The sequence below is a fragment of the Rhodanobacter sp. LX-99 genome (assembly GCF_018599185.1).
In the GTDB taxonomy this organism is placed as follows: domain Bacteria; phylum Pseudomonadota; class Gammaproteobacteria; order Xanthomonadales; family Rhodanobacteraceae; genus Rhodanobacter.
The window spans coordinates 1,067,832-1,093,555 of record NZ_JAHFVL010000001.1 but is presented as its reverse complement, the minus strand read 5'-3'; the positions used below and the strand labels follow the sequence as shown (position 1 = coordinate 1,093,555).

24 protein-coding genes are annotated in these 25,724 nt (G+C 67.4%); 13 read left to right on the top strand and 11 right to left on the bottom strand.

Annotation, left to right across the window (positions count from 1 at the left end):
* Positions 1-36: 36 nt before the first annotated feature.
* On the bottom strand, positions 37-540 hold the full coding sequence (locus KK131_RS05320) for an RDD family protein (protein ID WP_214555654.1): 504 nt from the start codon (positions 538-540) through the stop codon (positions 37-39).
* Between the two features lie 50 nt (positions 541-590).
* Here KK131_RS05320 and xerD point away from each other — a divergent pair, with 50 nt between their 5' ends.
* On the top strand, positions 591-1,508 hold the full coding sequence (gene xerD, locus KK131_RS05315) for a site-specific tyrosine recombinase XerD (RefSeq protein ID WP_214555653.1): 918 nt from the start codon (positions 591-593) through the stop codon (positions 1,506-1,508).
* 122 nt (positions 1,509-1,630) lie between these two features.
* Here the strand turns inward: xerD and KK131_RS05310 are convergent, their stop codons facing one another.
* From KK131_RS05310 to KK131_RS05300, 3 genes are all read right to left on the bottom strand, one after another.
* The gene (locus KK131_RS05310) at positions 1,631-2,737 is read right to left on the bottom strand and encodes a hypothetical protein (RefSeq protein ID WP_214555652.1); all 1,107 of its coding nucleotides are present in this window, start codon (positions 2,735-2,737) and stop codon (positions 1,631-1,633) included.
* 78 nt (positions 2,738-2,815) lie between these two features.
* Complete coding sequence (locus tag KK131_RS05305) at positions 2,816-2,992, bottom strand: hypothetical protein (protein ID WP_214555651.1); 177 nt, start codon at positions 2,990-2,992, stop codon at positions 2,816-2,818.
* Positions 2,993-3,407: 415 nt separating this feature from the next.
* The gene (locus KK131_RS05300) at positions 3,408-4,082 is read right to left on the bottom strand and encodes a Fe2+-dependent dioxygenase (protein WP_214555650.1); all 675 of its coding nucleotides are present in this window, start codon (positions 4,080-4,082) and stop codon (positions 3,408-3,410) included.
* 251 nt (positions 4,083-4,333) lie between these two features.
* Here KK131_RS05300 and KK131_RS05295 point away from each other — a divergent pair, with 251 nt between their 5' ends.
* The 5 genes from KK131_RS05295 to KK131_RS05275 all read left to right on the top strand — a co-directional run bounded on the left by KK131_RS05295 (position 4,334) and on the right by KK131_RS05275 (position 11,847).
* Positions 4,334-5,107 carry a DsbC family protein gene (locus tag KK131_RS05295; protein WP_214556653.1) on the top strand — a complete coding sequence of 258 codons (774 nt, stop codon included), beginning with the start codon at positions 4,334-4,336 and terminating at the stop codon, positions 5,105-5,107.
* Between the two features lie 125 nt (positions 5,108-5,232).
* Positions 5,233-9,096, top strand: a complete 3,864-nt coding sequence (gene purL, locus KK131_RS05290; RefSeq protein ID WP_214555649.1) for a phosphoribosylformylglycinamidine synthase — start codon at positions 5,233-5,235, stop codon at positions 9,094-9,096.
* Positions 9,097-9,125: 29 nt separating this feature from the next.
* Entirely contained in the window at positions 9,126-9,872 is a 747-nt protein-coding gene (locus KK131_RS05285) for a hypothetical protein (protein ID WP_214555648.1), read from the top strand.
* A gap of 83 nt (positions 9,873-9,955) precedes the next feature.
* Positions 9,956-10,876, top strand: a complete 921-nt coding sequence (locus KK131_RS05280; protein WP_214555647.1) for a glycosyltransferase family 2 protein — start codon at positions 9,956-9,958, stop codon at positions 10,874-10,876.
* A gap of 77 nt (positions 10,877-10,953) precedes the next feature.
* Positions 10,954-11,847 carry a DMT family transporter gene (locus tag KK131_RS05275; RefSeq protein WP_214555646.1) on the top strand — a complete coding sequence of 298 codons (894 nt, stop codon included), beginning with the start codon at positions 10,954-10,956 and terminating at the stop codon, positions 11,845-11,847.
* Here KK131_RS05275 and KK131_RS05270 read toward each other — a convergent pair.
* The 3 genes from KK131_RS05270 to KK131_RS05260 all read right to left on the bottom strand — a co-directional run bounded on the left by KK131_RS05270 (position 11,835) and on the right by KK131_RS05260 (position 14,832).
* The gene (locus tag KK131_RS05270) at positions 11,835-12,362 is read right to left on the bottom strand and encodes a DUF2127 domain-containing protein (protein WP_214555645.1); all 528 of its coding nucleotides are present in this window, start codon (positions 12,360-12,362) and stop codon (positions 11,835-11,837) included. The genes KK131_RS05275 and KK131_RS05270 overlap by 13 nt on opposite strands.
* A gap of 186 nt (positions 12,363-12,548) precedes the next feature.
* Positions 12,549-12,746, bottom strand: coding sequence for a YbdD/YjiX family protein (locus KK131_RS05265; protein ID WP_214555644.1), 198 nt, complete (start codon positions 12,744-12,746; stop codon positions 12,549-12,551).
* 10 nt (positions 12,747-12,756) lie between these two features.
* Positions 12,757-14,832 carry a carbon starvation CstA family protein gene (locus KK131_RS05260; protein ID WP_214555643.1) on the bottom strand — a complete coding sequence of 692 codons (2,076 nt, stop codon included), beginning with the start codon at positions 14,830-14,832 and terminating at the stop codon, positions 12,757-12,759.
* Positions 14,833-15,004: 172 nt separating this feature from the next.
* Here KK131_RS05260 and KK131_RS05255 point away from each other — a divergent pair, with 172 nt between their 5' ends.
* The 3 genes from KK131_RS05255 (at position 15,005) to KK131_RS05245 (ending at position 17,699) form a co-directional block, all read left to right on the top strand.
* Positions 15,005-15,808: a DUF4197 domain-containing protein gene (locus KK131_RS05255; protein WP_214555642.1), complete on the top strand. Its 804-nt coding sequence runs from the start codon at positions 15,005-15,007 to the stop codon at positions 15,806-15,808.
* A gap of 70 nt (positions 15,809-15,878) precedes the next feature.
* The gene (def, locus tag KK131_RS05250; RefSeq protein WP_214555641.1) at positions 15,879-16,415 is read left to right on the top strand and encodes a peptide deformylase; all 537 of its coding nucleotides are present in this window, start codon (positions 15,879-15,881) and stop codon (positions 16,413-16,415) included.
* A gap of 114 nt (positions 16,416-16,529) precedes the next feature.
* Positions 16,530-17,699 (top strand): acyltransferase, encoded by a 1,170-nt coding sequence (locus KK131_RS05245; RefSeq protein WP_345777212.1) that lies wholly within the window; start codon positions 16,530-16,532, stop codon positions 17,697-17,699.
* 48 nt (positions 17,700-17,747) lie between these two features.
* On the opposite strand, the gene KK131_RS05240 is transcribed toward KK131_RS05245, so the two are convergent.
* A complete protein-coding gene (locus tag KK131_RS05240) occupies positions 17,748-18,521 on the bottom strand; it encodes a hypothetical protein (RefSeq protein WP_250887054.1) in 774 nt (257 codons plus the stop codon).
* A gap of 161 nt (positions 18,522-18,682) precedes the next feature.
* On the opposite strand from KK131_RS05240, the gene KK131_RS05235 reads away from it, so the two are divergent.
* Complete coding sequence (locus KK131_RS05235) at positions 18,683-18,916, top strand: hypothetical protein (RefSeq protein ID WP_214556651.1); 234 nt, start codon at positions 18,683-18,685, stop codon at positions 18,914-18,916.
* 24 nt (positions 18,917-18,940) lie between these two features.
* On the opposite strand, the gene pyrF is transcribed toward KK131_RS05235, so the two are convergent.
* Both pyrF and ettA read right to left on the bottom strand, forming a co-directional pair.
* Complete coding sequence (gene pyrF, locus KK131_RS05230; protein WP_214555639.1) at positions 18,941-19,759, bottom strand: orotidine-5'-phosphate decarboxylase; 819 nt, start codon at positions 19,757-19,759, stop codon at positions 18,941-18,943.
* A 170-nt stretch (positions 19,760-19,929) separates the two neighbouring features.
* A complete protein-coding gene (ettA, locus tag KK131_RS05225; RefSeq protein ID WP_214555638.1) occupies positions 19,930-21,597 on the bottom strand; it encodes an energy-dependent translational throttle protein EttA in 1,668 nt (555 codons plus the stop codon).
* A gap of 190 nt (positions 21,598-21,787) precedes the next feature.
* Here ettA and glyA point away from each other — a divergent pair, with 190 nt between their 5' ends.
* The 3 genes from glyA to ribD all read left to right on the top strand — a co-directional run bounded on the left by glyA (position 21,788) and on the right by ribD (position 24,850).
* A complete protein-coding gene (gene glyA / locus KK131_RS05220) occupies positions 21,788-23,041 on the top strand; it encodes a serine hydroxymethyltransferase (RefSeq protein WP_214555637.1) in 1,254 nt (417 codons plus the stop codon).
* A gap of 106 nt (positions 23,042-23,147) precedes the next feature.
* Complete coding sequence (gene nrdR, locus KK131_RS05215; protein ID WP_214555636.1) at positions 23,148-23,660, top strand: transcriptional regulator NrdR; 513 nt, start codon at positions 23,148-23,150, stop codon at positions 23,658-23,660.
* A 128-nt stretch (positions 23,661-23,788) separates the two neighbouring features.
* Entirely contained in the window at positions 23,789-24,850 is a 1,062-nt protein-coding gene (gene ribD / locus KK131_RS05210; RefSeq protein WP_214555635.1) for a bifunctional diaminohydroxyphosphoribosylaminopyrimidine deaminase/5-amino-6-(5-phosphoribosylamino)uracil reductase RibD, read from the top strand.
* 2 nt (positions 24,851-24,852) lie between these two features.
* On the opposite strand, the gene KK131_RS05205 is transcribed toward ribD, so the two are convergent.
* Positions 24,853-25,716, bottom strand: coding sequence for an N-acyl homoserine lactonase family protein (locus KK131_RS05205; RefSeq protein WP_214555634.1), 864 nt, complete (start codon positions 25,714-25,716; stop codon positions 24,853-24,855).
* Positions 25,717-25,724: the final 8 nt, after the last annotated feature.

Sequence of the window (25,724 nt, the reverse complement as noted above, 5' to 3'; positions counted from 1 at the left end):
TGAGCGAAGTGTGAAGCCCGGCCCAGGGCGGGATGCTCAGTCCAGCCGGCGGACCTCGGTGCCGGCCGCGATGTCGTGCAGCGCACGCCGGCGCGGATCGAACACGGCCACGGCGAACCAGCCGGCCCACACGGCAAGCAGCGTCCACAGTGTCGTGCGCAGCCCGAGCACCGGCGCCAGCAACAGCAACACCAGCGGCGCGGCCGCCACCAGCACGCGGATCAGCGCCTGCTGCAGTGAGAGAGTGCCGCCGTCGTCGCGGGTGACCCGGATGCGCCACGGCCGCATGCCCAGCGTCTGCCCGCCGCGTCGCCACGAGCTGATGAAGTACGCCGCCACCACCGCGCCCTGCAGCGCCTGGTACCAGATCGGCACGGCCACCGTCGCGCCGGTGCGGATCAGCTTGCCGCCGGTGGCGAGCTGGCACAGCAGGCCCACCACCATCACGATCGCCACCACGATCAGCAGGTCGTAGACCAGCGCCAGCAGGCGGCGCCACAGCGGGCAGGGAGTGTCGGTGGTGGCAAGGTTCACGGGCATCGTGGGTCGGTCGCTTGCGTAGTGCGCGCGCAATGGCCAGCATCGTGCGCATGGGAAAGGAAGAAAGCCGCGCCAGTATCGCCGAAGCCGACCGGCTGAGCATAAGCACATTCGTGGAACGGGTGTGGTCGGAGGACGGCCTGGCCGACCGCACGCTGGAGGCGTACCGGCGCGACCTCGAGGCGTTGGCGCTCTGGCTGGCCACGCGCGGGCGCGATCTGCGCACGGCACGGCGCGAGGATATTTCCGCGTATCACGGCGCGCAGCCGGCGGCGGTGCGCTCGATCGCGCGGCGGCAGTCGGCGTTCCGCCGCTACTACGCGTTCCTCGCCCGCAGCGAGCCGGGCTTCGCCGATCCCACCCTGCTGATCGAGCGCCCGAAGCTGCCGCGCAGCCTGCCCAAGGCGCTGGCCGAACGCGAGATCGAGGGCCTGCTCGGCGCGCCCGACACCGGCACCACGCTGGGCCTGCGCGATCGCGCGATGCTGGAACTGATGTACGCCTCCGGCCTGCGCGTGTCCGAACTGGTGGAGTTGCCGCTGGCCGCGCTGAACCCGCGTCAGGGCGTGCTGCGCGTCACCGGCAAGGGCGGCAAGGACCGGCTGGTGCCGGTCGGCGAGGAAGCGCTGGCACGCATCGGCGCCTACCTGGCCGACGCGCGGCCGGCGCTGGCGAAAGGCCGCCAGCCGCAGGCGCTGTTCCTGAGCAAACGCGGCGAAGGCATGACCCGACAGATGTTCTGGACTTTGGTGAGGCGCTACGCACTCAAGGTCGGCATCAACCCGAAACGCATCTCGCCACACGTGCTGCGGCATTCCTTCGCCACCCACCTGCTCAACCACGGCGCCGACCTGCGCGCCCTGCAGATGCTGCTCGGCCATAGCTCGCTCAGCACCACGCAGATCTACACCCTGGTGGCGAAGGAAGGCCTGAAGCGGCTGCATGCGCAGCATCATCCGCGGGGGTGAGAAGCATCGACGAATCGAATAATGTCTCTGAGGTATCCCCCTGAGGTATCCCAATGGTATGAAGGCTTTCCACGCCAAGTGTGCAACGCCGGCGGCTGGAGGCGTACGATCGCTCTTACGCCTTATTCCTCGATATCGGCCACGGACAAAACCGGCATCGCCCGTTCCATCGCCTCGGTATCCAGCTTCTGCGCGTCGCCGGTTAGGAATTCCTGCAGGGAAACCGGCTCGTTATCGTCCAGGCGATAATCGACACTGCCGTGGCATAACATGGCCGTCATTGCCTGCAAAATCCTTATGCTCGGACACATGTTTTCGACGAACAGAAATTGTCCGGCTTGGTTGATTTCAAGAAACTTCAGCTTGCCACGATCATCCAGGACGAAGTCGGCGCAGCCGAAGACCAAGCCAAGGCATTGCATGAGCGACTGCAGGCGCTGTGCGATATCGTCCGGGAGCTCATATTCCTCGGCTTGGAAGTCCTTCGCCCGTGTATTGACCCGCCAATCCACATAGGCACCGCCGCCGCTCCTTCCCAGTTTCACGGCGAAAATCCGGTTGCCGATCACCGTCGCACGAACGTCGTATTGCTTGTTCACGAAGGGCTGAAAAATGCCCGGGCAGAGGGCCAGGGCGTCATCGGGAACTTGGCTTTGCCGGTCAAGTACCGTTACGCCAGCGCTATGGTAAGTTCCGCGACTACGGTTCTTCCACATATGCATGCCAAAGGTCTTGAATATCACCGTGCCCTTGCGGGAAATGAATTCCCTGGCCTCCTCGGCGTGATTGGTCACCAGCGTATCTGGAAATTCCAGTCCGACCTGGCGGGCGAAGTGAAGCTGAAGGAGCTTGTTCTCCGCGCGGATGGCTGCTTCAGGCGAATTTACCCATAATGCGGAAGTAAGCGTGCCGCCCAGAGCGAAAAGGTTTTTCTGGACCCGCCCCCATTCGTCAGCGAGAAACCGTTGGTCGGACGGGACGCCAAACGATGGCGACGGTGCTTTGGGACGGCGAACCCATACGGAGCGGAGGGATTCGACCGAGGCATCCGACATCCACAGGGTTTCATGATTGCGGCTCATCCCGACAGTGATTCTGGAGGTCCGGCTGAAGGGAAAAAAAGGTGCACTTATGGACCGTACACCGTTTACCCTCAAGGCCCACTCGACAGCGGCGATATGGGGGTCGTGGGGCGAACCCAGCAACAGGACGGCTGCTTGCTCATCCATGAATTGTCGTTATCCGGATATTGACGTCACGTCTGAAGTGCCGTTGCCCGCTCTCATGCGGGCAACGGCCGCCGCGAATCAGCCGAAGTCGAATTGGTCGGCTTCTGGATCGCTGTTTATTTTGGTCAGCAGGAGATTTTCCGGACTCGTGGCCATTTCCACTGTCTGGGCGCTCAATGTTGTCGCGAATAGCCGCGCAAGTGGGCGGGCAGCTTCGTTGCCGGAGGCTCCTGCGTTCGTAGCATGATCTTTCATGTCGACGTCCTCATCTATAAAGCGGCATCGTCGCCGCTTCTCAGCTTTTATCCGATCATTCTTCGCGGAAAGGTGAGCCACGGCACATTTTGAAGTGCATCAGGCCTTACCACGACATTCCGGCCGGGCGCATTTTTTCGCTGTCCTGTCGATTGGCAGCAACAGGTGCCGTGCCACGGTGCTCCGTCGCGACCTGTCGTTGCCATTGCATTGATCTGCAGCGTATGTGATCTCCCGACGCCAGGTGGGCTCGGGGAAAACTGATCAGAGTGCACTTTCAGAGGATAAGGCTTTCTTTCTTGACCTGCCGACTTTGGCGGAACCGACGTGTCGGGCCAGGGAGCTTCGATGGCAACGCGAAAGTGCTTCGGTCCGTAGGCGTGCTGTCGTTGCAGGTGCGTAACGATCCAATGATTTACACGTCCGCCCACATCCGCAGCAGGTTCGCGTGCGATTTGCTGATGGCGTCGAACGTGGGGCTCTTGCCTTCGCGGCCGAAGATCTGCCGCTTGGCGTTGTCCAGGTCCCACAGCAGCTCGCGCTTGGCGGTGTCGCGTACCTGGCTCTGCACCCAGATGATCGCGGCGTAGCGGGCGCCCTGGGTGACCGGGGTGACGTGGTGCAGGGAGTTGGCCGGGTAGGCGATCGCGGAGCCGGCGTCCAGCTTGAAGCCGTATTCCACGCCATTGGTATCCACCACCAGATCGCCGCCGGTATAGCTCTTGGGGTCGGACAGGAAAACCGTGATCGCCACGTCGGTGCGCACAGCACTGCCGAGTCCGCCCATCACGGGGGCATCGACATGCCGGCCGTACTGCATGCCGACGTCGTAGCGGTTGAACATTACCTGCGTCATGGCGGACGGCAGAATCGACGCCTGCAGCATCCCGTTGCGCAGGAAGGCGCTGCGCACGATGTCGCGCAGCCGGACCTGGCTTTCGGTATCGATGTCGACCTGCAGGTTCTTCTTGACCTCGCGTGCCGACCAGCCGGCCGTGCTGGCGCCGTCGACGAACGAAGCGTCACGAAGTTCGTTGCGGATCGTGCCGAGTTCCTCGGCGGTCAATACGTTGGGAGCGCAGATGATCAAAAGGATTCCACCCAGCAATTCAAGCCGTTGGACGAAGCGGCGAGTGTGCGGCAAGGCGTTCTGCCGGCTCGCTTGCCTGCATTTCGGAAATTTACCATTGAACGGAGGGTCCGATCACGGGTCTTGCGAATATGGCGGGGCACCGCTTCGCCACGGCCTGGCAAGCGAGGAGCGTTCATCCGCCTGTGCGAGAATGTGTTCCTGCGGCCGCTACCCCGCGCGGCCCGGATCCAACGAGGTTGATGGTGATGTTGAAGAAACTGTTGCTGGCGCTGTGCATCGGCGGACTTTCCCTGGCCGCCTGTGCTGCCGAAAACGATGCGGCGCCGGCCACCAGCCCGGCGGTGACGCCGGCGGCGCAGCAGATGGTGCGGCAGGCGATCAAGAGCCTGGCGGCGAATGTCCAGGTCGATTCGATCGAGCCGGCGCCGATGCCGGGCTTCTATCAGGTGATTGCCGCCGGGCAGATGCTCTACGTCAGCACCGACGGCAAGTACGCGATGCACGGCGACGTGATCGACCTGAGTCGCAAGCAGAACGTCAGCGACGCGGCTTGGGCGCGCTTCCGCAAGACCGAACTGGCCAGGGTGCCGGCGTCCGAGCGCATCGTGTTCGCGCCGCCGAACCCGAAGTACACGGTCACCGTGTTCACCGACGTGAATTGCGGCTTCTGCCGTGCGCTGCACGAGCACATGGCCGCGTTCAACAAGGAAGGCATCGCGGTGGAGTACCTGGCGTGGCCGCGCGAAGGCCTGGTGACCACCGCCGGGCGGCCCACGCCGACCTATACCGAGATGGTCTCGGTGTGGTGCGCGAAGGACCGCAAGGCGGCGTTCACCGCCGCGAAGGAAGGCCATGCGCCGGCGCCGGCGACCTGCGCCGACAACCCGGTCAAGGACCAGTTCAACCTGGGCGTGAAGCTGGGCGTCAACGGCACGCCGGCGATCTATGGCCCGGACGGCCGCGTCCTGGGCGGCTATGTGACCCCGGAACAGCTGCTGCAGGCGCTGAAGCAGGGCGGTTGAGGCTGCCTGCACGCCCTCCCTGCCAAGGTACGGGGCGGAACGCCAGGAGGGTTCCGGCCTTGGCTTATGCCGTATTGCAGCATGGGTTAGAATAGGCGTTTTCCTCGCATAGCGCCGTTCCCCGCATGATCGCACTCGACGGGCAGAACGCCCTCTCGCCGTTCCGCCTCGAACGCCTCAATGCCCGCCTGGATGCCCTGCATCGCGGCGTGCGCGTGCAGGCGTCGTGGTTCGTCTACTTCGTCGACGCCGAGACGGCGCCGGAGGGTGAGCTGCGCCAGCGCCTGCTGGCCGTGCTGGAGGCGAAGGACGCCGCGCCGGAGCCGGCCACGCTGTGGGTGGTGCCGCGGCTGGGCACGATCTCGCCGTGGTCGAGCAAGGCCACCGACATCCTGCATGGCGCCGGCTTCGACGTGCATCGTGTCGAGCGCGGGCTGGCCTGGCAGGTGGCCGGCCTGCCGCCGGCCGGGGCGCCGGACCATGCCGCGATCATGGCGGTGCTGCACGACGCGATGACGCAGTCGGTGCTGAACCGCATCGAGGACGCGCAAGGCCTGTTCCTGGCCGGCTCGCCCGGCGACCTGGTGCACGTGGCGCTCGGCGCCGACCCGCAGGCCGCGCTGGCCGCGGCGAACGGGCGGCTGGGACTGGCGCTGGCCGACGACGAGATCGACTACCTGGTCGATCGCTACGCCGAACTCGGCCGCGATCCCACCGATGCCGAACTCTTCATGTTCGCCCAGGCGAACTCCGAGCATTGCCGGCACAAGGTGTTCAACGCCAGCTGGACGGTCGACGGCGCGGAACAGGACAAGACCCTGTTCGGCATGATCAAGCACACCCACCAGCGCTCGCCCGCGCATACCCTGTCCGCGTATTCGGACAACGCGGCGGTGATCGAGGGCAGCACCGGCCGGCGCTTCTTCGCCGACCCGGCCGATGGCGTGTGGCGCGGCCACGAGGAACGCATCGACTACGCGATCAAGGTGGAGACGCACAACCATCCCACCGCGATCGCGCCGTGGCCCGGCGCCGCCACCGGCGCCGGCGGCGAGATCCGCGACGAGGGCGCGACCGGCCGCGGCGGCAAGCCGAAGGCCGGGCTCACCGGTTTCTCGGTGTCCGACCTGCGCATTCCCGGCTTGCCGCGGCCGTGGGAAGTGGATCGCCCGCTGCCGCCGCGCATGGCCAGCGCGTTCGAGATCATGCGCGACGGCCCGCTCGGCGCCGCCGCGTTCAACAACGAATTCGGCCGCGCCTGCCTGGGCGGCTATTTCCGCAGCTACGAGCACGAGAGCGCCGAGCCCGGCCTGCGCCGCGGCTACGACAAGCCGATCATGCTGGCCGGCGGGCTGGCCAACCTGCGCCCCGGCCACGTGCTGAAGCATGCGGTGCAGCCGGGCAACAAGGTGATCGTGCTGGGCGGCCCGGCGATGCTGATCGGGCTGGGCGGCGGCGCGGCCTCGTCGGTCGCCGGCGGCGCGTCGAGCGCGGAGCTGGACTTCGCCTCGGTGCAGCGCGACAACGCCGAGATGGAGCGGCGCTGCCAGGAAGTGATCGACGCCTGCTGGGCGCGCGGCGAGCACAACCCGATCGTCAGCGTGCACGACGTCGGCGCCGGCGGCCTGTCCAACGCGATACCCGAACTGCTCAACGACGCCGGCGTCGGCGGCGTGATCGACCTGTCGAAGATTCCCTGCGACGACCCCTCGCTGTCGCCGATGCAGGTGTGGAGCAACGAATCGCAGGAACGCTACGTGTTGGCGATCGGTCCGGAGAATCTGGCCGAGTTCGAGGCGATGTGCCAGCGCGAACGCTGCCCGTATGCGGTAGTCGGCGACGCCACGGTCGAGCGCCAGCTGGTGCTGACCGACCCGCACCGCGGACTGGTCGTCATCGACCTGCCGATGGACGTGCTGTTCGGCAAGCCGCCGCGGATGCATCGCGACGCCACGCGGTCGAAGGCACGCATCGACCTGGTGCCGGACCTCACCGGCATCGGCATGGACGAGGCGCTGCTGCGCGTGTTGCGCCTGCCCGGCGTGGGCAGCAAGAGTTTCCTGATCACGATCGGCGACCGCACCGTCGGCGGCCTGAATGCGCGCGACCCGATGGTCGGCCCGTGGCAGGTGCCGGTGGCCGACTGCGCGGTGACCATCGCCGACTTCGACGGCTATGCCGGCGAGGCGATGGCGATGGCCGAGCGCGCGCCGGTGGCCCTGCTGAGCAGCGCCGACGCGGCGCGGCTGACGGTCGGCGAGGCGATCACCAACCTGGCTGCGGCGTCGATCGGCAGCCTCGGCGAAGTTCGCCTGTCGGCGAACTGGATGGCCGCGGTCAACCATCCGGGCGAGGACGCCGCGCTGTTCGATGCGGTCAAGGCGATCGGCATGGAGCTGTGCCCCGAGCTGGAGATCTCCATCCCGGTCGGCAAGGACTCGCTGTCGATGCAGACGGTATGGCAGGACGGCGGCACCGCGCAGCGCACGGTATCGCCGGTGTCGCTGGTGATCACCGGTTTCGCCCGCGTCAGTGACGTGCGCCGCACGCTCACGCCGCAGTTGCGGCTGGACCGCGGCGACTCCGCGTTGTGGCTGATCGACCTGGGCGCGGGGCGCGACCGTCTCGGCGGCTCGGCGCTGACCCAGGTGTTCAACCGCGGCGGCGGCATGCCGCCGAGCCTGGACGACGCGAAACGGCTGAAGGCGCTGTTCGAGCTGGTCCAGGAAGCGAACGCGAACGGCCTGCTGCTGGCCTACCACGACCGCTCCGACGGCGGCGTCATCACCACCTTGCTGGAGATGGCGTTCGCCGGCCACTGCGGCCTGGAAATCCATCTGGACGGCTGGGCGGAAGCGACCCTGCGTGCGTTGTTCAACGAGGAACTCGGCGCGGTGGCGCAGGTGGCCGAGGCGAACCGCGAGGCGTTCGAAGCGCTGTTGATCAAGTACGGGCTGGCCGGCATCAGCCATCGCATCGGCCGGCCAAAGGAGAAGCTGGGGATCAAGCTGTTCCTCGGCGACGAGACCTTGTTCAAGTGGCACTGGAGCACGCTGTTCAAGGCGTGGAACGAGACCAGCCACGCGATGCAGCGCCTACGCGACAACCCGCTCACCGCCGACGCCGAGTCGGAATGGCGGCTCGACGATGCCGATCCGGGCATCACCCCGAAGCTCACGTTCGATCCGTCGCAGGATGTCGCCGCGCCGTTCGTCGGCAAGGGCGAACGCCCGCGCATCGCGATCCTGCGCGAGCAGGGCGTCAACGGCCAGGTCGAGATGTCGGCCGCGTTCACCCGCGCCGGCTTCGACGCGGTGGACGTGCACATGTCCGACCTCGCCAGCGGGCGGATCAAACTCGCGGACTTCCGCGGCTTCGCGGCCTGCGGCGGTTTTTCCTACGGCGACGTGCTCGGTGCCGGCCGCGGCTGGGCCACCTCGATCCTGTACAACGACTATCTGCGAGCCGAGTTCAGCGCGTTCTTCGCCGATCCGACGAAATTCGCGCTCGGCGTATGCAACGGCTGCCAGATGCTGTCGCAGCTGAAGGAGATCATTCCCGGCGCGCAGCATTGGCCGAAGTTCCTGCGCAACGCGTCCGAACAGTACGAGGCGCGCCTGGCCACGCTGGAGATCCTCGACACGCCGAGCATCTTCTTCAAGGGCATGGCCGGCTCGCGGATTCCGGTGGCGGTGGCGCACGGCGAGGGCCGGGTGAGTTTCCCGCATGCGTGCAGCCCGTCGAAGTCGAACGGCGCGGTGCGTTTCGTCGACAACCGCGGCAGGCCGACCGAGAACTTCCCGCTCAACACCAACGGTTCGCCGGGCGGCCTGGCCGGCTTCACCGCCGCCGATGGCCGCGTGACGATCATGATGCCGCATCCCGAGCGCGTGTTCCGCAGCGTGCAGCTGAGCTGGCATCCGGAGCAGTGGGGCGAGGATTCACCGTGGATGCGCATGTTCCGCAATGCCCGCGTGTGGTGCGGCTGACCGCCCGCCGCGCAACGAGGCGCTGAGCGATGGCCCGGCGCCGCTGGCCGGCGTGGCGCGGCGTGCTGGCGCGAGCGGCCTGGCTGGTCCTGCTGGCGTCGCTGCCGTGGTGGCTCGGCCTGCCGCTGCTGCTGGCGCTGGCAGCCGGAGTGACCTTGCTGCAGTACCGGCTGGCCGACGCGCATGCCGCGTTGATCCGGCGCGCCTTGCGCTGGGGCCTGCCAGGCGTGCTGTTCGCGCTGCAGCGGGCACTGGGCGGCGATGCATTCGCCTGGGGCGCGGCCCTGCTGGGAGCCCTGGCCGGCTACACGCTGCTGGTCGGGCTGGAGGCCTGGCTCGATCGCGAGCTGCACCGCGCGCGGGCGGCTGCGCCATCCGCCGAGTGGCCCGAGCTGGCGATGGCGCCGGTCGGTCCGCCCGCGGAGATCATCGAGCTGCAGCCGCCGGCGTGGCAAACCGCCACGAATGAGCTGGTCGACCCGCTGGGTGGCCACGTGCTCTACCGCGAAGGCGCGTACCGCTTTGAAATCGGCGAGCGCATCGACGGCGTCGACGCGCTCGCCGCCTTCAGTCCGGGTGGGCGCTGGTTTGCCGCGCGCCTGCACAACGACCGCGGCGTGCTGTTGTGGGATCGCCAGCGCGAGCGGCAGCATCGCCTGCGCGGCTGGCAGCTGGGCGGCTGGTATCGCGAGCAACCATGGCTGCTGCGTCGCGACGACGACATGCCGCTGGCGTTGTCGGCGGTGCTCGGCGAGGACGATATGGAAGAAACGTGAAGCGATGGCGAATCGCGGATTTTCTCGGTGCCATGACGTCGCAACCTGTTTTCCCCGGGTACGTCTCCGCGCATACTTGTCGCGTGGCTACTCCTGCTTTCCATCGCTCGCCGTTCGCGCTGGCGCTCAGCGTAATCGTGGTGTCCGCCGACAGTGGCCCGACGCTGCGTGAATGCGTGCGCGGCGTGCTGGCCAGCACGCTGCCGCTGGAACTGATCCTGGTCGACAACGATTCGCACGACGGCGTGCCCGAGGCGATCGAACGCGCGCATGCGCACGACACGCGGCTCAAGGTGATCTACAACTACCGCAACCTGGGCTTCGGCCCGGCGGCGAACCTCGCCGCGAAGCAGGCGCATGGCCAGGCCTTGCTGATCCTCAACCCCGACTGCCTGTTGCGGCAAGGCGATCTGCAGCGCCTGCTGGACCTGCTCTCCGGCCAGCCCAGGGCCGGCCTGATCGGCGCAGTGGTGTGCGACGCCGACGGTCTTCCCGATCCCGCTTCGTGGCGCCGCGACCCGTTGCTGCAGCGTTCGCTCAACAGCCTGCTCGGCCGCTCCGGCGAGAAGGTCAACATCGAGCGGGAGATTCCGGCCGAGGTGGTCGAGGCCGAAGCGGTGTCGGGCGCGGTGATGCTGATGCCGCGCGCGATGTTCCAGCGCCTCGGCGGTTTCGACGAGGACTACTTCCTGCATTGCGAGGACCTGGACCTGTGCCGCCGCGTACGCGACCTCGGCTACCAGGTGCTGCTGGCCGGCGACGTGCGCGTGCTGCACGGCAAGGGCAGCTCCAGCCGCCACCGCCCGGTGTTCGTCAGCCGCCACAAGCACCGCGGCATGTGGCGCTGGTTCCGCAAGCACGACCCGGCTGCACGCAATCCACTGACGGCCGGCGTCGTGTGGCTGGGCATCTGGTCGCATTTCCTGGCTCAGGTCCCGGCGCAACTGTGGCGATTGCTGCGGGCGAAGAAAGCGGGAAACGGGCGGGTAGCAGGGGGCGAGTAGCGGCGCCCTTGCGTCTGCATGTACCCGCCGCGGAGGTTGCGGCACACTGTCCTTCCTCGCGCTGTCCTCCTTCTCCGATGAATTCCCGCACCGTCACTACTCTCGCCACCCTGGGCCTGCTGGCGATGACCGCGGTGTGGGGCTCCACCTTCGTATTGATCAAGGACGTGGTCGGGCGCATGCCGGTGGCGGATTTCCTGGCCGTGCGCTTCGTGATCGCCGCTGCGGCGATGCTGGCGCTGTTCGCCCGGCCGGTGTGGCGGCTCGGCCGCCGGCAGGTGCTGCGCGGCCTGCTGCTTGGCGCGATCTACGGCATCGGCCAGCTGCTGCAGACCTGGGGGCTGTCGCTGATCGCGCCCAGCGTCAGCGGTTTCGCCACCGGCATGTATGTGGTGTTCACGCCGATCCTGGCGTTGCTGCTGTTGCGCCAGCACATGGCCGGCGTGGTGTGGCTGGCGGTGCTGCTGTCCACCGCGGGGCTGGCGCTGCTGTCGCTGAACGGCGTCTCGGTCGACCTGGGCGTGTGGCTGACCCTGGCCTCGGCCGCGCTGTATGCGTTGCACATCGTGCTGCTCGGCCAGTGGTCGCGGCAGGGCGAGGCGTTCGGCCTGTCGGCGGTGCAGATGGTGGCGATCGCGCTGGTCTGCCTGCTCGCCACCGCGCCGCACGGGCCGGTGCTGCCGCCCGACCGCAGCGCCTGGTTCGCCGTGCTGTACATGGCGCTGATCGCCGGCGCCGGCGCGATGCTGATGCAGACCTGGGCGCAGTCGCACCTGCCGGCCACCCGCGCGGCGATCGTGATGACCACCGAGCCGGTGTTCGCCGCGGCGTTCGCGGTGCTGCTGGGCAGCGACGTGCTCAGCTGGCGCATGCTGCTCGGCGGCGGCTTGATCCTGGCTGCGATGTACCTGGTCGAGCTGATGCCGCGACGCGCGGCGCTATCCGCCGAGGCGGTGCATCACGAGGTGTGAGGCCTCGATGCGTGCCGTGCCGCTCGCGTCTGCAGCGCGATGCGCACCAGGTACACCACGATCGCCGCGTTGCCGGCCAGGGTGGCCAGCTTGAGCCAGCCGAAGCGGTGCAGCGTCTCGTACAGTTCCAGCGGGATCAGGGAGCCGGTGGCGATCACCGTGAACCATTCGGCCCAGTACTTGCCCAGCCACAGGCCGACGCCTTCGATGCCGAACAGCACGGCGTAGCCGAGCGCGACCGCGCCGACCGCCACGAACCGGCTCGGGCCGAAATCCTCCAGCAGGCCGACCAGTTTCCAGCGCAGGCCGTTGCTGTCGGTCAGCGAGAGGTGTTCCAGCCAGTGCACCAGGTGCTCGAAGCTCTGCTGGCGGTCGAGGTGGAACGCCGCCATCGCCACCAGCACCAGGCAGGCGGTCTTGATGATCTCGTAGACCGCGATGACGCGCAGGCCGGGGTGATGCTGCACCGGGCCGGCCTCGTGCGGGGGAAGTGCGGGGTTCTTGTGCTCGGGCATGGCGGGACACGGACAGGCAAGCCGCCCATTGTCCTCGCTTGCGCGCGGTTGACCAGTGCGTACCGGCACGGTCACCGCAGGCATGCGGGTGCAGGAGCCTGCCGGCGGGCGGTGCTCCGTGACGGGGATCGGGAGCCGTCGAGAGCATGGCCTGCCGGCAGGTTCGTGCAACGTTGCGGCGGCCTTTCAGCAGCAGCGCCCGCCCGTACCCTTGTAGCGGGCTTCCTGCCGTTCGCGGAAGAACTCCTTGTAACTGGGTACCCTGCGCTCGGGATGGTGCTCGCGCAGGTGCTTCACGTAGACATCGTAGTCGGGCACGCCGCAGCACAGGCGGGCGGTCTGCACCGCCCACTTGCGCACGGACCGCAGCATGATTGCGTTCATCGCGTCGTCCTCAGCTGGCGACGCTGGCCAGCGCCACGTACGGTTCCTCGTGCGCGGTCGGGTGGTTGGTCTGCCAGGCCTTGACCAGCGCGCGCAGGCAGAACAGCACCATCGCCACCACCAGCGCCATGAACAGGCCGGTCATCACCATGTCCACGTAGTTGTTGGTGACGATCCGCTGCATCTCCGCCGCCGACTTGGCCGGCGCCAGCAACTGGCCCTGCTGCATCGCGGCCGAGTACTTGTTCGCGGCCGCGGTGAAGCTGATCGGGCCGACCAGTTTTTCGAAGCCGGCGGTGAGCGTGCAGACGATCAGCCACAACGCGGGAAGGCCCGGCACCCACACATAGCGCTCGCGCTTGAGCTTCACCACCACCACGGTACACAGCATCAGCGCGATCGCGGCGAGCATCTGGTTGGCGATGCCGAACAGCGGCCACAGGGTGTTGATGCCGCCGAGCGGGTCGACCGCGCCCTGGTACAGGAAGTAGCCCCACAGCGCCACGCAGATCGCGGTGGCCAGCAGGTTGCCGGTCCACGATTCGGTTTCCTGCAGCGGCTTGTGGATCAGGCCGGCGATCTCCTGGATCATGAAGCGGCCCACGCGGGTGCCGGCGTCCACCGTGGTGAGGATGAACAGCGCCTCGAACAGGATCGCGTAGTGGTACCAGAACGCCATCATGCCGCCGCCGGGAAGGATGTTGTGCAGCAGCTGGGCCATGCCCACCGCCAGCGTCGGCGCGCCGCCGGCGCGGCCGAGGATGCTGCCTTCGCCAATGTCCTTCGCGGTCTGCAGCAGTTCGTCCGGGGTCACCACGAAGCCCCACTGGCTGATCGTGGTGGCCGCTTCCTGCACGGTGGTGCCGACGATCGCGCCCGGCGAATTCATCGCGAAGTACACGCCCGGGTGCAGCGAAGCGGCGGCGACCAGCGCCATGATCGCCACGAAGGCCTCCATCAGCATGCCGCCGTAGCCGACCATGCGCGCCTGACCTTCGTTGGCGAGCAGCTTGGGCGTGGTGCCGGAGGCGATGATCGAATGCCAGCCGGACACCGCGCCGCAGGCGATGGTGATGAACAGGAACGGGAACAGGTCGCCGGCGAATACCGGGCCGGTACCGTCGATGAACTTGGTCACCGCCGGCAATTGCAGGGTCGGCGCGGCCAGGAAGATCGCCAGCGCCAGCAGCGCGATGGTGCCGATCTTGAGGAAGGTGCTGAGGTAATCGCGCGGCGCCAGCAGCAGCCACACCGGCAGCACCGAGGCGCAGGAGCCGTAGGCGATCAGCAGCCAGGCCAGCGCCTTGGCGTCGAAGTCGAACAGCGGCGCCAGCGTGGCGGAGTCGGCGACGTACTTGCCGAACCAGATCGAGGCCAGCAGCAGCACCAGGCCGATCAGCGACACTTCCAGGATGCGGCCCGGGCGGAACCAGCGCAGATAGCCGCCCATCAGCAGCGCGATCGGGATGGTGGCGGCCACGGTGAAAGTGCCCCACGGACTGTGCGTGAGCGCCTTGACCACCACCAGCGCCAGCACCGCCAGCACGATCATCATCAGCACCAGCACGCCGATCATCGCCACGATGCCGGGCAGCGGCCCCAGTTCCTCGCGCAGCATGTGGCCGAGCGAACGGGCGTCGCGGCGCAGCGACAGGCCGAGGATCATGAAATCCTGCACCGCACCGGCGAATACCACGCCGAACAGGATCCAGATCGTGCCGGGCAGGTAGCCCATCTGCGCGGCCAGCACCGGACCGACCAGCGGACCGGCGCCGGCGATCGCGGCGAAATGGTGGCCGAACACCACCCACTTGTCGGTAGGCACGTAGTCGAGACCGTCGTTGCGCAGCACCGAGGGCGGCGCGCGGGTCGGGTCCAGCTTCAGCACCGAGTGTTCGACGAACTTGCCGTAGAAACGGTAGCCGATCACGAAGATGGCGATCGACGCGGCGACCAGCCAGATCGCGTTGATCGGCTCGCCCCGGCGCAGGGCGACCACGCCCAGGCAGAATGCGCCGACGATGGCGATGGCGACCCACAATATCTTGCTGGCCGGACTGGGCTTGGGCATGACGGCGGCTTGCATGGGCGGGTTCTCCTCGGCAATGCCGCAAGAGTCGTCCTGCCGGCCGCGGCGGTCAATCCCAAAACCGGCCAATCGGCATTAGCCTTTGGTCGAATAGCGGGGGCCGCGCCGTCACGCCGCGACGAGGCGGCGGCGCTACACTGGCCGCCTCGCCGGCCACAAGGAATTCGTCATGCGCATCGCGATTCGCTACGGTTTGCTGGGCCTCGTCCTCACGGGCGCCGCGCTGCCGCTGATGGCTACCGGCTCGGGCCAGTTCAAGGATCTGCTGAACAAGGTCAAGCAGTCGACGCATGCGTCCGATGCATCGCAGTCCGGCAGCAACCTGCCGACCAGCGACATCGCCGCGGGGCTCAAGGAGGCGCTGGCCAAGGGCACTACCAACGCGATCAACAGCCTGGGCCGCGACGGCGGTTTCTGGAACAACAGCAAGGTGCGCATTCCGCTGCCGGGCAAACTTGAGCAGGCGGGCAAGCTGGCGCGCCAGCTGGGGCAGGGCGTCAAGGTCGACGCGTTCGAGCTGAGCATGAACCGCGCGGCGGAGAAGGCGGTGCCGCAGGTGGCCGAGATCTTCGGCGATGCGATCCGCAAGATGACCCTGGATGACGCGCGCGGCATCCTCGCCGGCGGCGACCATGCGGCCACCGACTTCTTCCGCCGCGTCGCCGGCGATGCGCTGACCGCGCGCATCCATCCGATCGTGGCCAAGGCCACCGACAGCGTCGGCGTCACCCAGAAGTACAAGGCGTTCACCGCCGGCGGCATGGGCGGCGAACTGGGCGGCGCGCTGGGCGCGCTCGGCGGCAAGTCGGGCAAGTCGAGCAAGGGCGGCAGCCCGCTGGACCTGGACGACTACGTGACCGCGAAGACCCTGGACGGCCTGTTCACCACCATCGGCGAACAGGAACAGTCGATCCGCCACAACCCGGGCGCCCGCACCACCGACCTGCTGAAGAAGGTATTCGGCGGCAGGTGACCGGCGGCCGGCGTTCACGCAGGAGTGGACACCATCGCAGGCCATGACCTTCCCGACGACGAGGCTGCGCATGATCCGTGAAATCCTCAAGATGGGCGACCCGCGCCTGCTGCGCATCGCGCCGCTGGTGCCCCCCGCGATGCTGGGCAGCGCGGAACTCGATGCGCTGATCGCCGACATGTTCGAGACCATGCAGGCCGCCGATGGGGTCGGCCTGGCCGCACCGCAGATCGGCGTCGACCTGCAGTTGGTGATTTTCGGCTTCGAGCATTCCGAGCGCTATCCCGACGCTCCCGAAGTGCCGCGCACGATCCTGCTCAACCCGGTGATCACGCCGCTGTCGCAGGACATGGAGGAAGGCTGGGAAGGCTGCCTGTCCGTGCCCGGCCTGCGCGGCGCGGTGAACCGCTACACGCTGATCCGCTACGAAGGCATCGATCCCAGCGGCGCCCGCATCGAACGCACCGCCGAAGGCTTCCATGCCCGCGTGGTGCAGCACGAGTGCGACCACCTGATCGGCCGGCTGTATCCCTCGCGCATCACCGACTTCAGCAAGTTCGGCTATACCGAGGTGCTGTTTCCGGGAATGGATGTAAAGGACGAGTGACGCATGCCGCATGGCGAGACCGGCAACTTGTCCGTTGCGCGATACATCACGGATGATGCAGCACTTCAGCTCGAGTGACCCAGGATGCTGTCAGCGGAATCGACCCGACCGGACGTGCGTCATGACGCTCTTGCCCGCAATCCCGGCATCGACCTGCTGCGCGGGTTGGCGATCGTGCTGGTGGTGTTCAACCATCTCGGCCTGCGCATTCCGTTGAAGCAGACTGCACTGGCCGACGTGCTGCCGGCGTGGCTGCTGAGCCGGCTGAACTACAACGGCTACGAGGCGGTCCTCGTGTTCTTCGTGATCTCGGGGTTCCTGATCGCGGGCAATGCGCTGCGCCGCTGGGGCAGCCTGGAACAGATCGACATGCGGGCGTTCTATGCGCGGCGTTTCGCCCGCATCGTGCCGTGCCTGCTGGCGCTGGTGGCGGTGCTGAGCGTGCTGCACCTGGCCGGCGTGCGCGACTACACGATCGTCCACGCCGACCAGTCGCTGTCGCGCGCGATACTTGCCGCGCTCGGCCTGCACCTGAACTGGTACGAGGGGCAGACCGGTTATCTGCCCGGCAACTGGGACGTGCTGTGGTCGCTGTCGATCGAGGAGGTGTTCTATCTCGGCTTCCCGATCGTGTGCCTGCTGACGCGGCGCCGCGTGGTGCTGTTGCCGATGCTGGTGCTGCTGGCGCTGTCGATGCCATGGACGCACGCCGCCTTGCGCGGCAACGAGATCTGGCAGGAGAAGGCCTATCTGCCCGGCATGTCGGCGATCGCGATCGGCGTGCTCGGTGCGGTGCTGGCATCGCATTGGCCGGCACCGCCGCGGCGCACCGGCATCCTGCTGGGATGGCTCGGTGCGATCGGCCTGGCAGCGGTCATGCTGGGCGGCGCGGTGCTGTGGCACCTGCTGCATGACGGTTATCTGCTGGTGCTGGCGCTGTCGGCGCTGTGCCTGCTGCTGGCCAGCCAGCAACGGCAACTGCGGGGCAACTGGCGGCCGCTGCGTGGGTGGGACTGGCTGCGCTCGTGGGGGCGCCTGAGCTACGAGATCTACCTCAGCCACATGTTCGTGGTGTTCACGGTGGTGCGCCTGTACCGGCTCGTCGATGGTGATCCGCGCTGGGGTTTTGCCTGGTACTTGCTGGCCCTGCCCCTGTGCTGGCTGCTTGGCGTGGCAGTGGAGCGCTGGCTGTCGCTGCCATGTGAACGCTGGTTGCGCGCGAGGCTGTTGCGTGCACCACAGGCCGCGGGAACTCGCTTGCCGGCGACGGCGGTGACGGATTGATGTCCATGCGCAGCCGTCGGTTGCGCATGGACAGTGCGGCTATTGCGGTCAGTGGCCTTGGGGTTGCGCGGCCTTCGATGCCGATTCGGTGTCGTCGAACTGCCACGCCGGCTTGTTCGTCCCGTCGACGTTCAGCTTTGCGCGCGGGAGGCCGTCCTTGCCGTTAAGCTGGATGTGGGCGCTGTTGGCATCGGTACCCAATTCGATGCCGGTGTCCTTCGCCTTGGGATCGCCGTAGTTGATGATCATCCCGGCGAAACCTTCCTTGTCGTCGACCATCATGCCGATCGCGTCATAGGGCGGAGTAGCCCGGTCCAGCCCGAACACGGCGCGGCCCATGCCCATGAAGCCCATGCCACCACGCTCATTGCCCTTCGTGTCGTACAACGTCATGCCGTAATTGTCGCCATCGCCGAGTCGCTTGTAGCTCTTGCCGCCAATGAATGGCGCAGGCATTTGCCCGAGCGCGAGGCGGTCTGCGCCGGTCTTGCCGAGGAAGATGATGCCGTCCGAGGCGTCGTCCTTGCGCGTGCGGTCGTTGCTGGCCGGTACCGGTGCGCCGATCAGGATGCGGTCGTGTCCCTGCGCATCGGTGATCACCAGGCCCTGTGCCCGGAGAATCGTGTCGGGTCTGGTCGGTGTGTCCGGCTTGCGCAGCAACGACATGGCGGCCAGTGCGATCACCGCCAGCAGGGCGACGATCACCAGGATGCGCAAACGCGCCACTTCCCGCTGCAAGCGGTTCCAGTCTTCCACGCGAATATCGGTCTGTGCGGACATGCGTCGTCTTCCTTTTCGGGTTGGGGAGGCCGCGTCGAGCAAGCGCGATGTGATGGCGCGAACACGTGCGGCTCCCAAAGGTTACAACGGCCGCGCGGATGCCGACCTACGCGAAACACCGCCTGAATTTGCGGTGGCGTAAGCTGCGGGAGGGCGGATGTCCGCCCGGGAGAAGTTCGGTGAAGAAAGAAGATGAAACGCACATGCAGATCGTCTCGGCGGACATCAGCTCGGAATCGCTGACCGGCATGGTGATCTTCCGGCCGCATTGCGTGTCCCGTGCGGGGCGCAAGGTGGACGAAGCCGGCAAGAGCGGCAACTGGTATGCCTTGCGTCCCGCCGAGGTGCGCAGCTTTGCGCGGGCACTGCTGGACGCGGCCGATACGTTGGACCTGAAGACGAAGGCGCTGCAGGCAGCGAAGACGGCGACGGGCTGACTGCAGCGCCGGCGCGCGACCCGCTCAGCCGCGCCGGCAGCGATTGATGGTGTCGCGCAGTCCGCCGGCGGCGGCACGGGCGGTCGCAGCGAAATCCTCGCCGTGGCCGGCGTACAGGATCGCGCGGGACGAGCTGATCAGCAGGCCGGTGCCGTCGGCATTGCGGCCGTGGCGCAGCACCGCTTCCACGTCGCCGCCCTGGGCACCGATGCCGGGTACCAGCAGCGGCATGTCGCCGACCGCCGCGCGCACCTTGCCCAGTTCTTCCGGCCAGGTGGCGCCGGTCACGAGCGCGCAGTTGCCGTGCGCGTTCCAGTCGCGGGCAATGGTTTCGGCCACGCGCAGATAGAGCGGCATGCCGCCGCAGTCCAGCGCCTGGAAATCCGCGCCGCCGGGATTGGAGGTGCGGCAGAGCAGGATCACGCCCTTGTCGGAGCGATCGAGGAACGGCTGGATCGAGTCGCGGCCGAGATACGGGTTCAGCGTCACCGCGTCGGCCTGGTAGCGCTCGAACGCCTCGCTGGCGTAGTGCTGCGCGGTGCTGCCGATGTCGCCGCGCTTGGCGTCGAGGATCACCGGCACGCCGGGATGCTTCGCGTGGATGTGCGCGATCAGGCGTTCCAGCGCGTCTTCGGCGCGCAGCGCGGCGAAGTGCGCGATCTGCGGCTTGAACGCGCAGACCAGGTCGGCGGTGGCGTCGACGATGGTGCGGCAGAAATCGAACACCGCGTCGGGCGCGTCGCGCAGATGCGCGGGGAATTTCGCCGGTTCCGGATCGAGGCCGACGCAGACCAGCGAGTCGTTGCGGATCCAGGCTTGCTGCAGGGATTGCATGAAGTGCATCGGGGTCTCCGTTGGCGGTTTCCTTCTCCCTCAGGGAGAAGGAAACTGAAGGGGCGGGTGAGGGTTCGGGCGGAGCGATGGCGTGAACCTCACGGCAGATTCCAGGATCGCGCTCCGCCCGTACCCTCACCCCAACCCCTCTCCCGCAGGGAGAGGGGCTCAGGCCGCCGTCAAGCCAGCTTCTTGTATTTCACGCGGTGCGGTTGCGCGCCTTCCTCGCCGAGGCGGCGCTTCTTGTCGGCCTCGTACTCGTTGTAGTTGCCGGGGAAGAACTCCACGTGCGAGTCGCCTTCGAACGCGATGATGTGGGTGGCGATGCGGTCGAGGAACCAGCGGTCATGCGAGATCACGATCGCCGAGCCGGGGAATTCGAGCAGGGCGTCTTCCAGCGCGCGCAGGGTTTCCACGTCGAGGTCGTTGGACGGCTCGTCGAGCAGCAGCACGTTGCCGCCCTGCAGCAGGGTCTTGGCCATGTGCAGGCGGCCGCGCTCGCCGCCGGACAGGCTGCCGACGATCTTCTGCTGGTCGGTGCCCTTGAAGTTGAAGCGGCCGATGTAGGCGCGCGACTGGATCTCGAAGTTGCCGATGGTGAGGATGTCCGAGCCGCCGGAGACTTCCTGCCACACGTTGTTCTTCGGGTCGAGCGCGTCGCGCGACTGGTCGACGTAGGCGAGCTTGGTGGTATGGCCCAGCTTCACCTCGCCCGAATCCGGCGTTTCCTTGCCCATGATCATCTTCATCAGGGTGGATTTGCCGGCACCGTTCGGGCCGATCACGCCGATGATGGCGCCCGGCGGCACCTTGAACGACAGGTCCTCGATCAGCACGCGGTCGCCGAACGACTTGGTCACGTTCTTGAACTCGATCACTTCCTGGCCCAGGCGCTCGCCCGGCGGGATGAAGATCTCGTTGGTCTCGTTGCGGCGCTGGTAGTCGACCGAGTTCAGTTCCTCGAAGCGGGCCAGGCGGGCCTTGCCCTTGGACTGGCGGCCCTTGGCGGCCGAACGCACCCACTCCAGCTCCTTCGCGATCGCCTTCTGGCGCGACTTCTCCTGGTTCGCTTCCTGCTTCAGGCGGGCGTCCTTCTGCTCCAGCCATTCGGTGTAGTTGCCCTTCCACGGAATGCCGCGGCCGCGGTCGAGTTCGAGGATCCACTCGGCGGCGTTGTCGAGGAAGTAGCGGTCATGGGTGACCGCCACCACGGTGCCGGGATAGTCGTGCAGGAATTTTTCCAGCCAGTCCACCGACTCGGCGTCCAGATGGTTGGTCGGCTCGTCCAGCAGCAGCATGTCCGGCTTGGACAGCAGCAGGCGGCACAGCGCCACGCGGCGCTTCTCGCCACCGGACAGCGGGCCGATGATCGCGTCCCATGCCGGCAGGCGCAGTGCGTCGGCGGCCACTTCCAGCTGGCGCTCCAGCGCATGCGCATCGTTGGCGGCCAGCAGGTTCTCGAGCTTTTCCTGCTCCTTCGCCAGCTTGTCGAAGTCGGCGCCTTCCTCGGCGTAGGCGGTGTAGACCTCTTCCAGCCGTTTCTGCGCATCGAGGATTTCCGACACGCCTTCCTCGACCACTTCGCGCACGGTCTTTGCCGGGTTCAGGTCCGGCTCCTGCGCCAGGTAGCCGATCTTGGTGCCCGGCTGCGCGCGCGCCTCGCCCTGGAAGTCCTTGTCGACGCCGGCCATGATGCGCAGCACGGTGGACTTGCCCGCGCCGTTGACGCCGAGCAGGCCGATCTTGGCGCCGGGGAAAAAGCTGAGCGAGATGTCCTTGATGATCTGGCGCTTCGGCGGGACGGTCTTGCTGACCCCGTTCATGGTGAAGATGTACTGCGAGCTCATGCAACCTCCGAAGGCGTGCGCCGCGCCGCCTGCTTGGGTCGGCACGGAAAGGGAATTCGTCAAACCGTGCAGTATAGCGGCTTGTGGCGTCGCGCCGATGCTGCCGCCCGGCTCCGCCTGACCGGTGGCCGCAAACGCCCGGCAGCGCTACACTTTCCGGCTAATCCCGCCACCACCTGCCGAGGCCAGAATGTTCCCCAAGGACTGCACGATTGCCGGTTACGACGACGAACTGGCCCAGGCCATCGCCGATGAAGGCCAGCGCCAGGAAGATCACGTCGAGCTGATCGCCTCGGAGAACTACGCCAGCCCGCGGGTGATGGAAGCGCAGGGCTCCAAGCTCACCAACAAGTACGCCGAAGGTTATCCGGGCAAGCGCTACTACGGCGGTTGCGAGTACGTGGACGTCGCCGAGAAGCTGGCGATCGAGCGGCTCAAGCAGCTGTTCGACTGCGACTACGCCAACGTGCAGCCGCACTCCGGTTCGCAGGCGAACCAGGCGGTGTACTTCGCGCTGCTGCAGCCGGGCGACAAGATCCTCGGCATGAGCCTGGCCCACGGCGGCCATCTCACCCACGGCGCCAAGGTGAACCTTTCCGGCAAGATCCTCGACGCGGTGCAGTACGGCGTCGACGAGAACGGCCTGGTCGACTACGACGAGGTCGAGCGCCTCGCCGTCGAGCATCAGCCGAAGATGATCGTGGCCGGGTTCTCCGCCTATTCGCAGGTGATGGACTGGGCGCGTTTCCGCGCCATCGCCGACAAGGTCGGCGCCTACCTGTTCGTCGACATGGCCCACGTCGCCGGCCTCGTCGCCGCCGGCGTGTACCCGAGCCCGCTGCCGCACGCGCACGTGGTCACCTCGACCACCCACAAGACTTTGCGCGGGCCGCGCGGCGGCATCATCGTGAGCAAGGGCGCGGGCGAGGAGATCGAGAAGAAGCTGCAGTCGATCGTGTTCCCCGGTATCCAGGGCGGCCCGCTGATGCACGTGATCGCGGCCAAGGCGGTCGCGTTCAAGGAAGCGCTGGAACCCGAGTTCAGGGCCTACCAGGCCCAGGTGGTGAAGAACGCCAAGGCGATGGCGAAGACCTTCGTCGCGCGCGGCTACAAGATCGTCTCCGGCGGCACCGAGAACCACCTGATGCTGGTCGACCTGATCGGCCGCGACGTCACCGGCAAGGCCGCCGAGGAAGCGCTGGGCAAGGCGCACATCACCGTCAACAAGAACGCCGTGCCGAACGACCCGCGCAAGCCGTTCGTCACCTCCGGCCTGCGCGTGGGCACCCCGGCCGTCACCACCCGCGGCTACATGGAGGCGGACGTGACCGAACTGGCGAACTGGATCTGCGACGTGCTGGATGCGCCCGCCGACGAGGCGGTGATCGCCCGCGTGCGCGGGAACGTCACGGCGCAGTGCAAGAAGTTTCCGGTGTATGGCTGAGATGCCGGGATTCGGGATGGGGGATTCGGGATTCGGAAGAACCCGGGTTCCCGCGGGCTTGTGCTTTTTCCGGACCCCCAATCCCCCATCCCGAATCCCGTAAAAGATGCATTGCCCCTTCTGCCAGCACGAAGACACCCGCGTGATCGACTCGCGGCTCACCGAAGACGGTGCCAGCGTGCGTCGTCGGCGCGAGTGCGAGCAGTGCGGCGAGCGCTTCAACACGTACGAAACGGCGGAGCTGAAGTTGCCGACGATCGTGAAGAGCGGCGAGCGGCGCGAGGCGTTCGACGAGCGCAAGCTGCGGGTGAGTTTCGAGCGCGCCTTGCAGAAGCGGCCGGTGGCCAGCCATGACGTGGACAGCGCCGTGCGCACCATCATCAACGACCTGCGCCGCAGCGGCGAGCGCGAGGTGCCGTCGCGCCAGCTCGGCGAACTGGTGATGCGCGAGCTGAAGAACCTCGACCAGGTCGCCTACGTGCGTTTCGCCTCGGTCTACCGCAAGTTCGAGGACGTGCACGCGTTCCGCGAGGAGATCGAGAAGCTGGAGCGCGACCTGCCCGGACTGGCCGACTTGCAGTTGCCCCTGCTCGGCGGCGGCAAGCGTGAAGGCAAGTGACCTCACCGTAGGAGCGCACCCTGTGCGCGAATGATGTCACCGCATCGCAAGTTTTTCGCGCACAAGGTGCGCTCCTACAAAGGCGCGACGTCGTGACCGACTCTTTTTCGGCTGTTGATCACACTCACATGGCGCACGCCCTGCGCCTGGCCGGGCGCGGCCTGTGCACCACCCAGCCGAACCCGCGCGTGGGTTGCGTGATCGCGCATGGCGACGAGGTGGTCGGCACGGGTTTCCACCAGCGTGCCGGCGAGCCGCATGCCGAGGTATATGCGCTGCGCGAAGCCGGCGAACGGGCGCGTGGCGCCACCGCCTATGTGACGCTGGAGCCCTGCGCGCACCACGGCCGCACGCCGCCTTGCGCCGACGCGCTGGTTGCCGCCGGCGTGAAGCGGGTGGTGATCGCCGCCGAGGATCCGTTCCCGCAGGTCGCCGGTCGCGGCATCGGCAAGTTGCGCGACGCCGGGGTCAGGGTGGATGTCGGCCTGATGCGCGAGGCGGCGCGCGAACTCAACATCGGCTTCTTCAGCCGGATCGAACGCGGCAGCCCGTGGGTGCGGGTGAAACTGGCGATGAGCCTGGACGGCCGCACCGCGCTGGCCAACGGCGAATCGAAGTGGATCACCGGCGAGGCCGCGCGTGCCGACGTGCAGCGCTGGCGCGCGCGCAGCTCGGCGATCCTCAGCGGCAGCGGCACCGTGCTGGCCGACGACCCGCGGCTCACCGTGCGCCTGCCCGAAGGCGAGGCGTTCGCGCCGCCGCTGCGCGTGATCCTCGACCGCCAGTTGCGCACGCCGGCGGGCAGCCACGTGCTGGACGGCTCGGTGCCGACCCTGCTGCTGCATGGCGCGGCGGCGTCCGGCGCGGACGAGCGCTTTGCGCGGGTCGAGCGGATCGCGCTGGCCATGCAGGGCGACGCCCTGGACTTGCGCGCCGTGCTTGCCCTGCTGGCCGGCCGCGGTTGCAACGAAGTCCATGTCGAGGCCGGCCCGACCCTGTGCGGCGCTCTGTTCGCCGCCGGCCTGGTCGACGAATTGCTGCTCTACGTCGCGCCCTTTCTGCTGGGCGACGGCGCCCGCCCGCTGCTGCAACTGCCCACGCTCAGTGACATGGCGAGGCGCTGGCAGTTGCAGGTGGTCGATCAGCGCATGCTGGGTCAGGACATCCGCCTGCGGTTGCGGCCGAACTGATTTCAATGCAGGTAAGCGGGGAAGTGCGGCAGCAGGGCGACGTCACGCGGATCATGCTGGATTACCACCCGCGCATGCGTCCGCGCGGCGATCGCTTCGAATCGCTCCATCGATGCCAGCGTGGCGGCGCGGTCGACGTTGACCTTGGGTACGCGCCGCAACCGGCGGGCTTCGCGGCTGTGGTAGAGGTCGCCGCTGAGCAGCACCACGCCGGCGTGCGGCAGGCGCAGCTGCAACGCCTGATGGCCGGGCGTGTGGCCGGGCAGCAACAGCAAGCGCACGCTGCCGTCGCCGAAGACATCCGTGTCGCCATCGACGAGACGGATCCTGGCGTTCCTGTATGCGCTGACTGCTGCCAGTGATTCGAACGGCGGCGGTGTGGGGCCGGTCGCGGCGGCCAGCTCCCGGCGCTGCAGTATCCAGGTGGCGTTGCCGAACAGATGGGCGTTGCCGGTGTGGTCGATGTGCCAGTGCGAGAACGCCAGGTAGTCGATGTCGGACAGTTTCAGGCCCAGCGCCTTGAGCTGGTCGACCAGGTTGACCCGCACGCTGCCATGGATGCCGGGGGCAAAGTCGATGCCGTTCGGGCGGTCGGCGATGGCGTCGCCCAGGCCGGTTTCCCACAACAGGATGCCTTTCGGGTGGCGGATCAGGAAGCACGGCACCGACATGGTGCCCGGCTTGCCGTCCAGCGCGCCGCTGTCGTCGAACATGCCCATGTCGCGCGCGTCGATGCGGCCGCAATCGAGCACGTATACGCGGATGCCGGGCCGTGCGCCGCCGGCTTGGGCGAACGCGGCAAACGCCACCAGCAACAGGGGCAGCAGGCCGCGCGCGACGCGGTGGAGGGAAGGGAGCAAGCGCATGGAGTGAT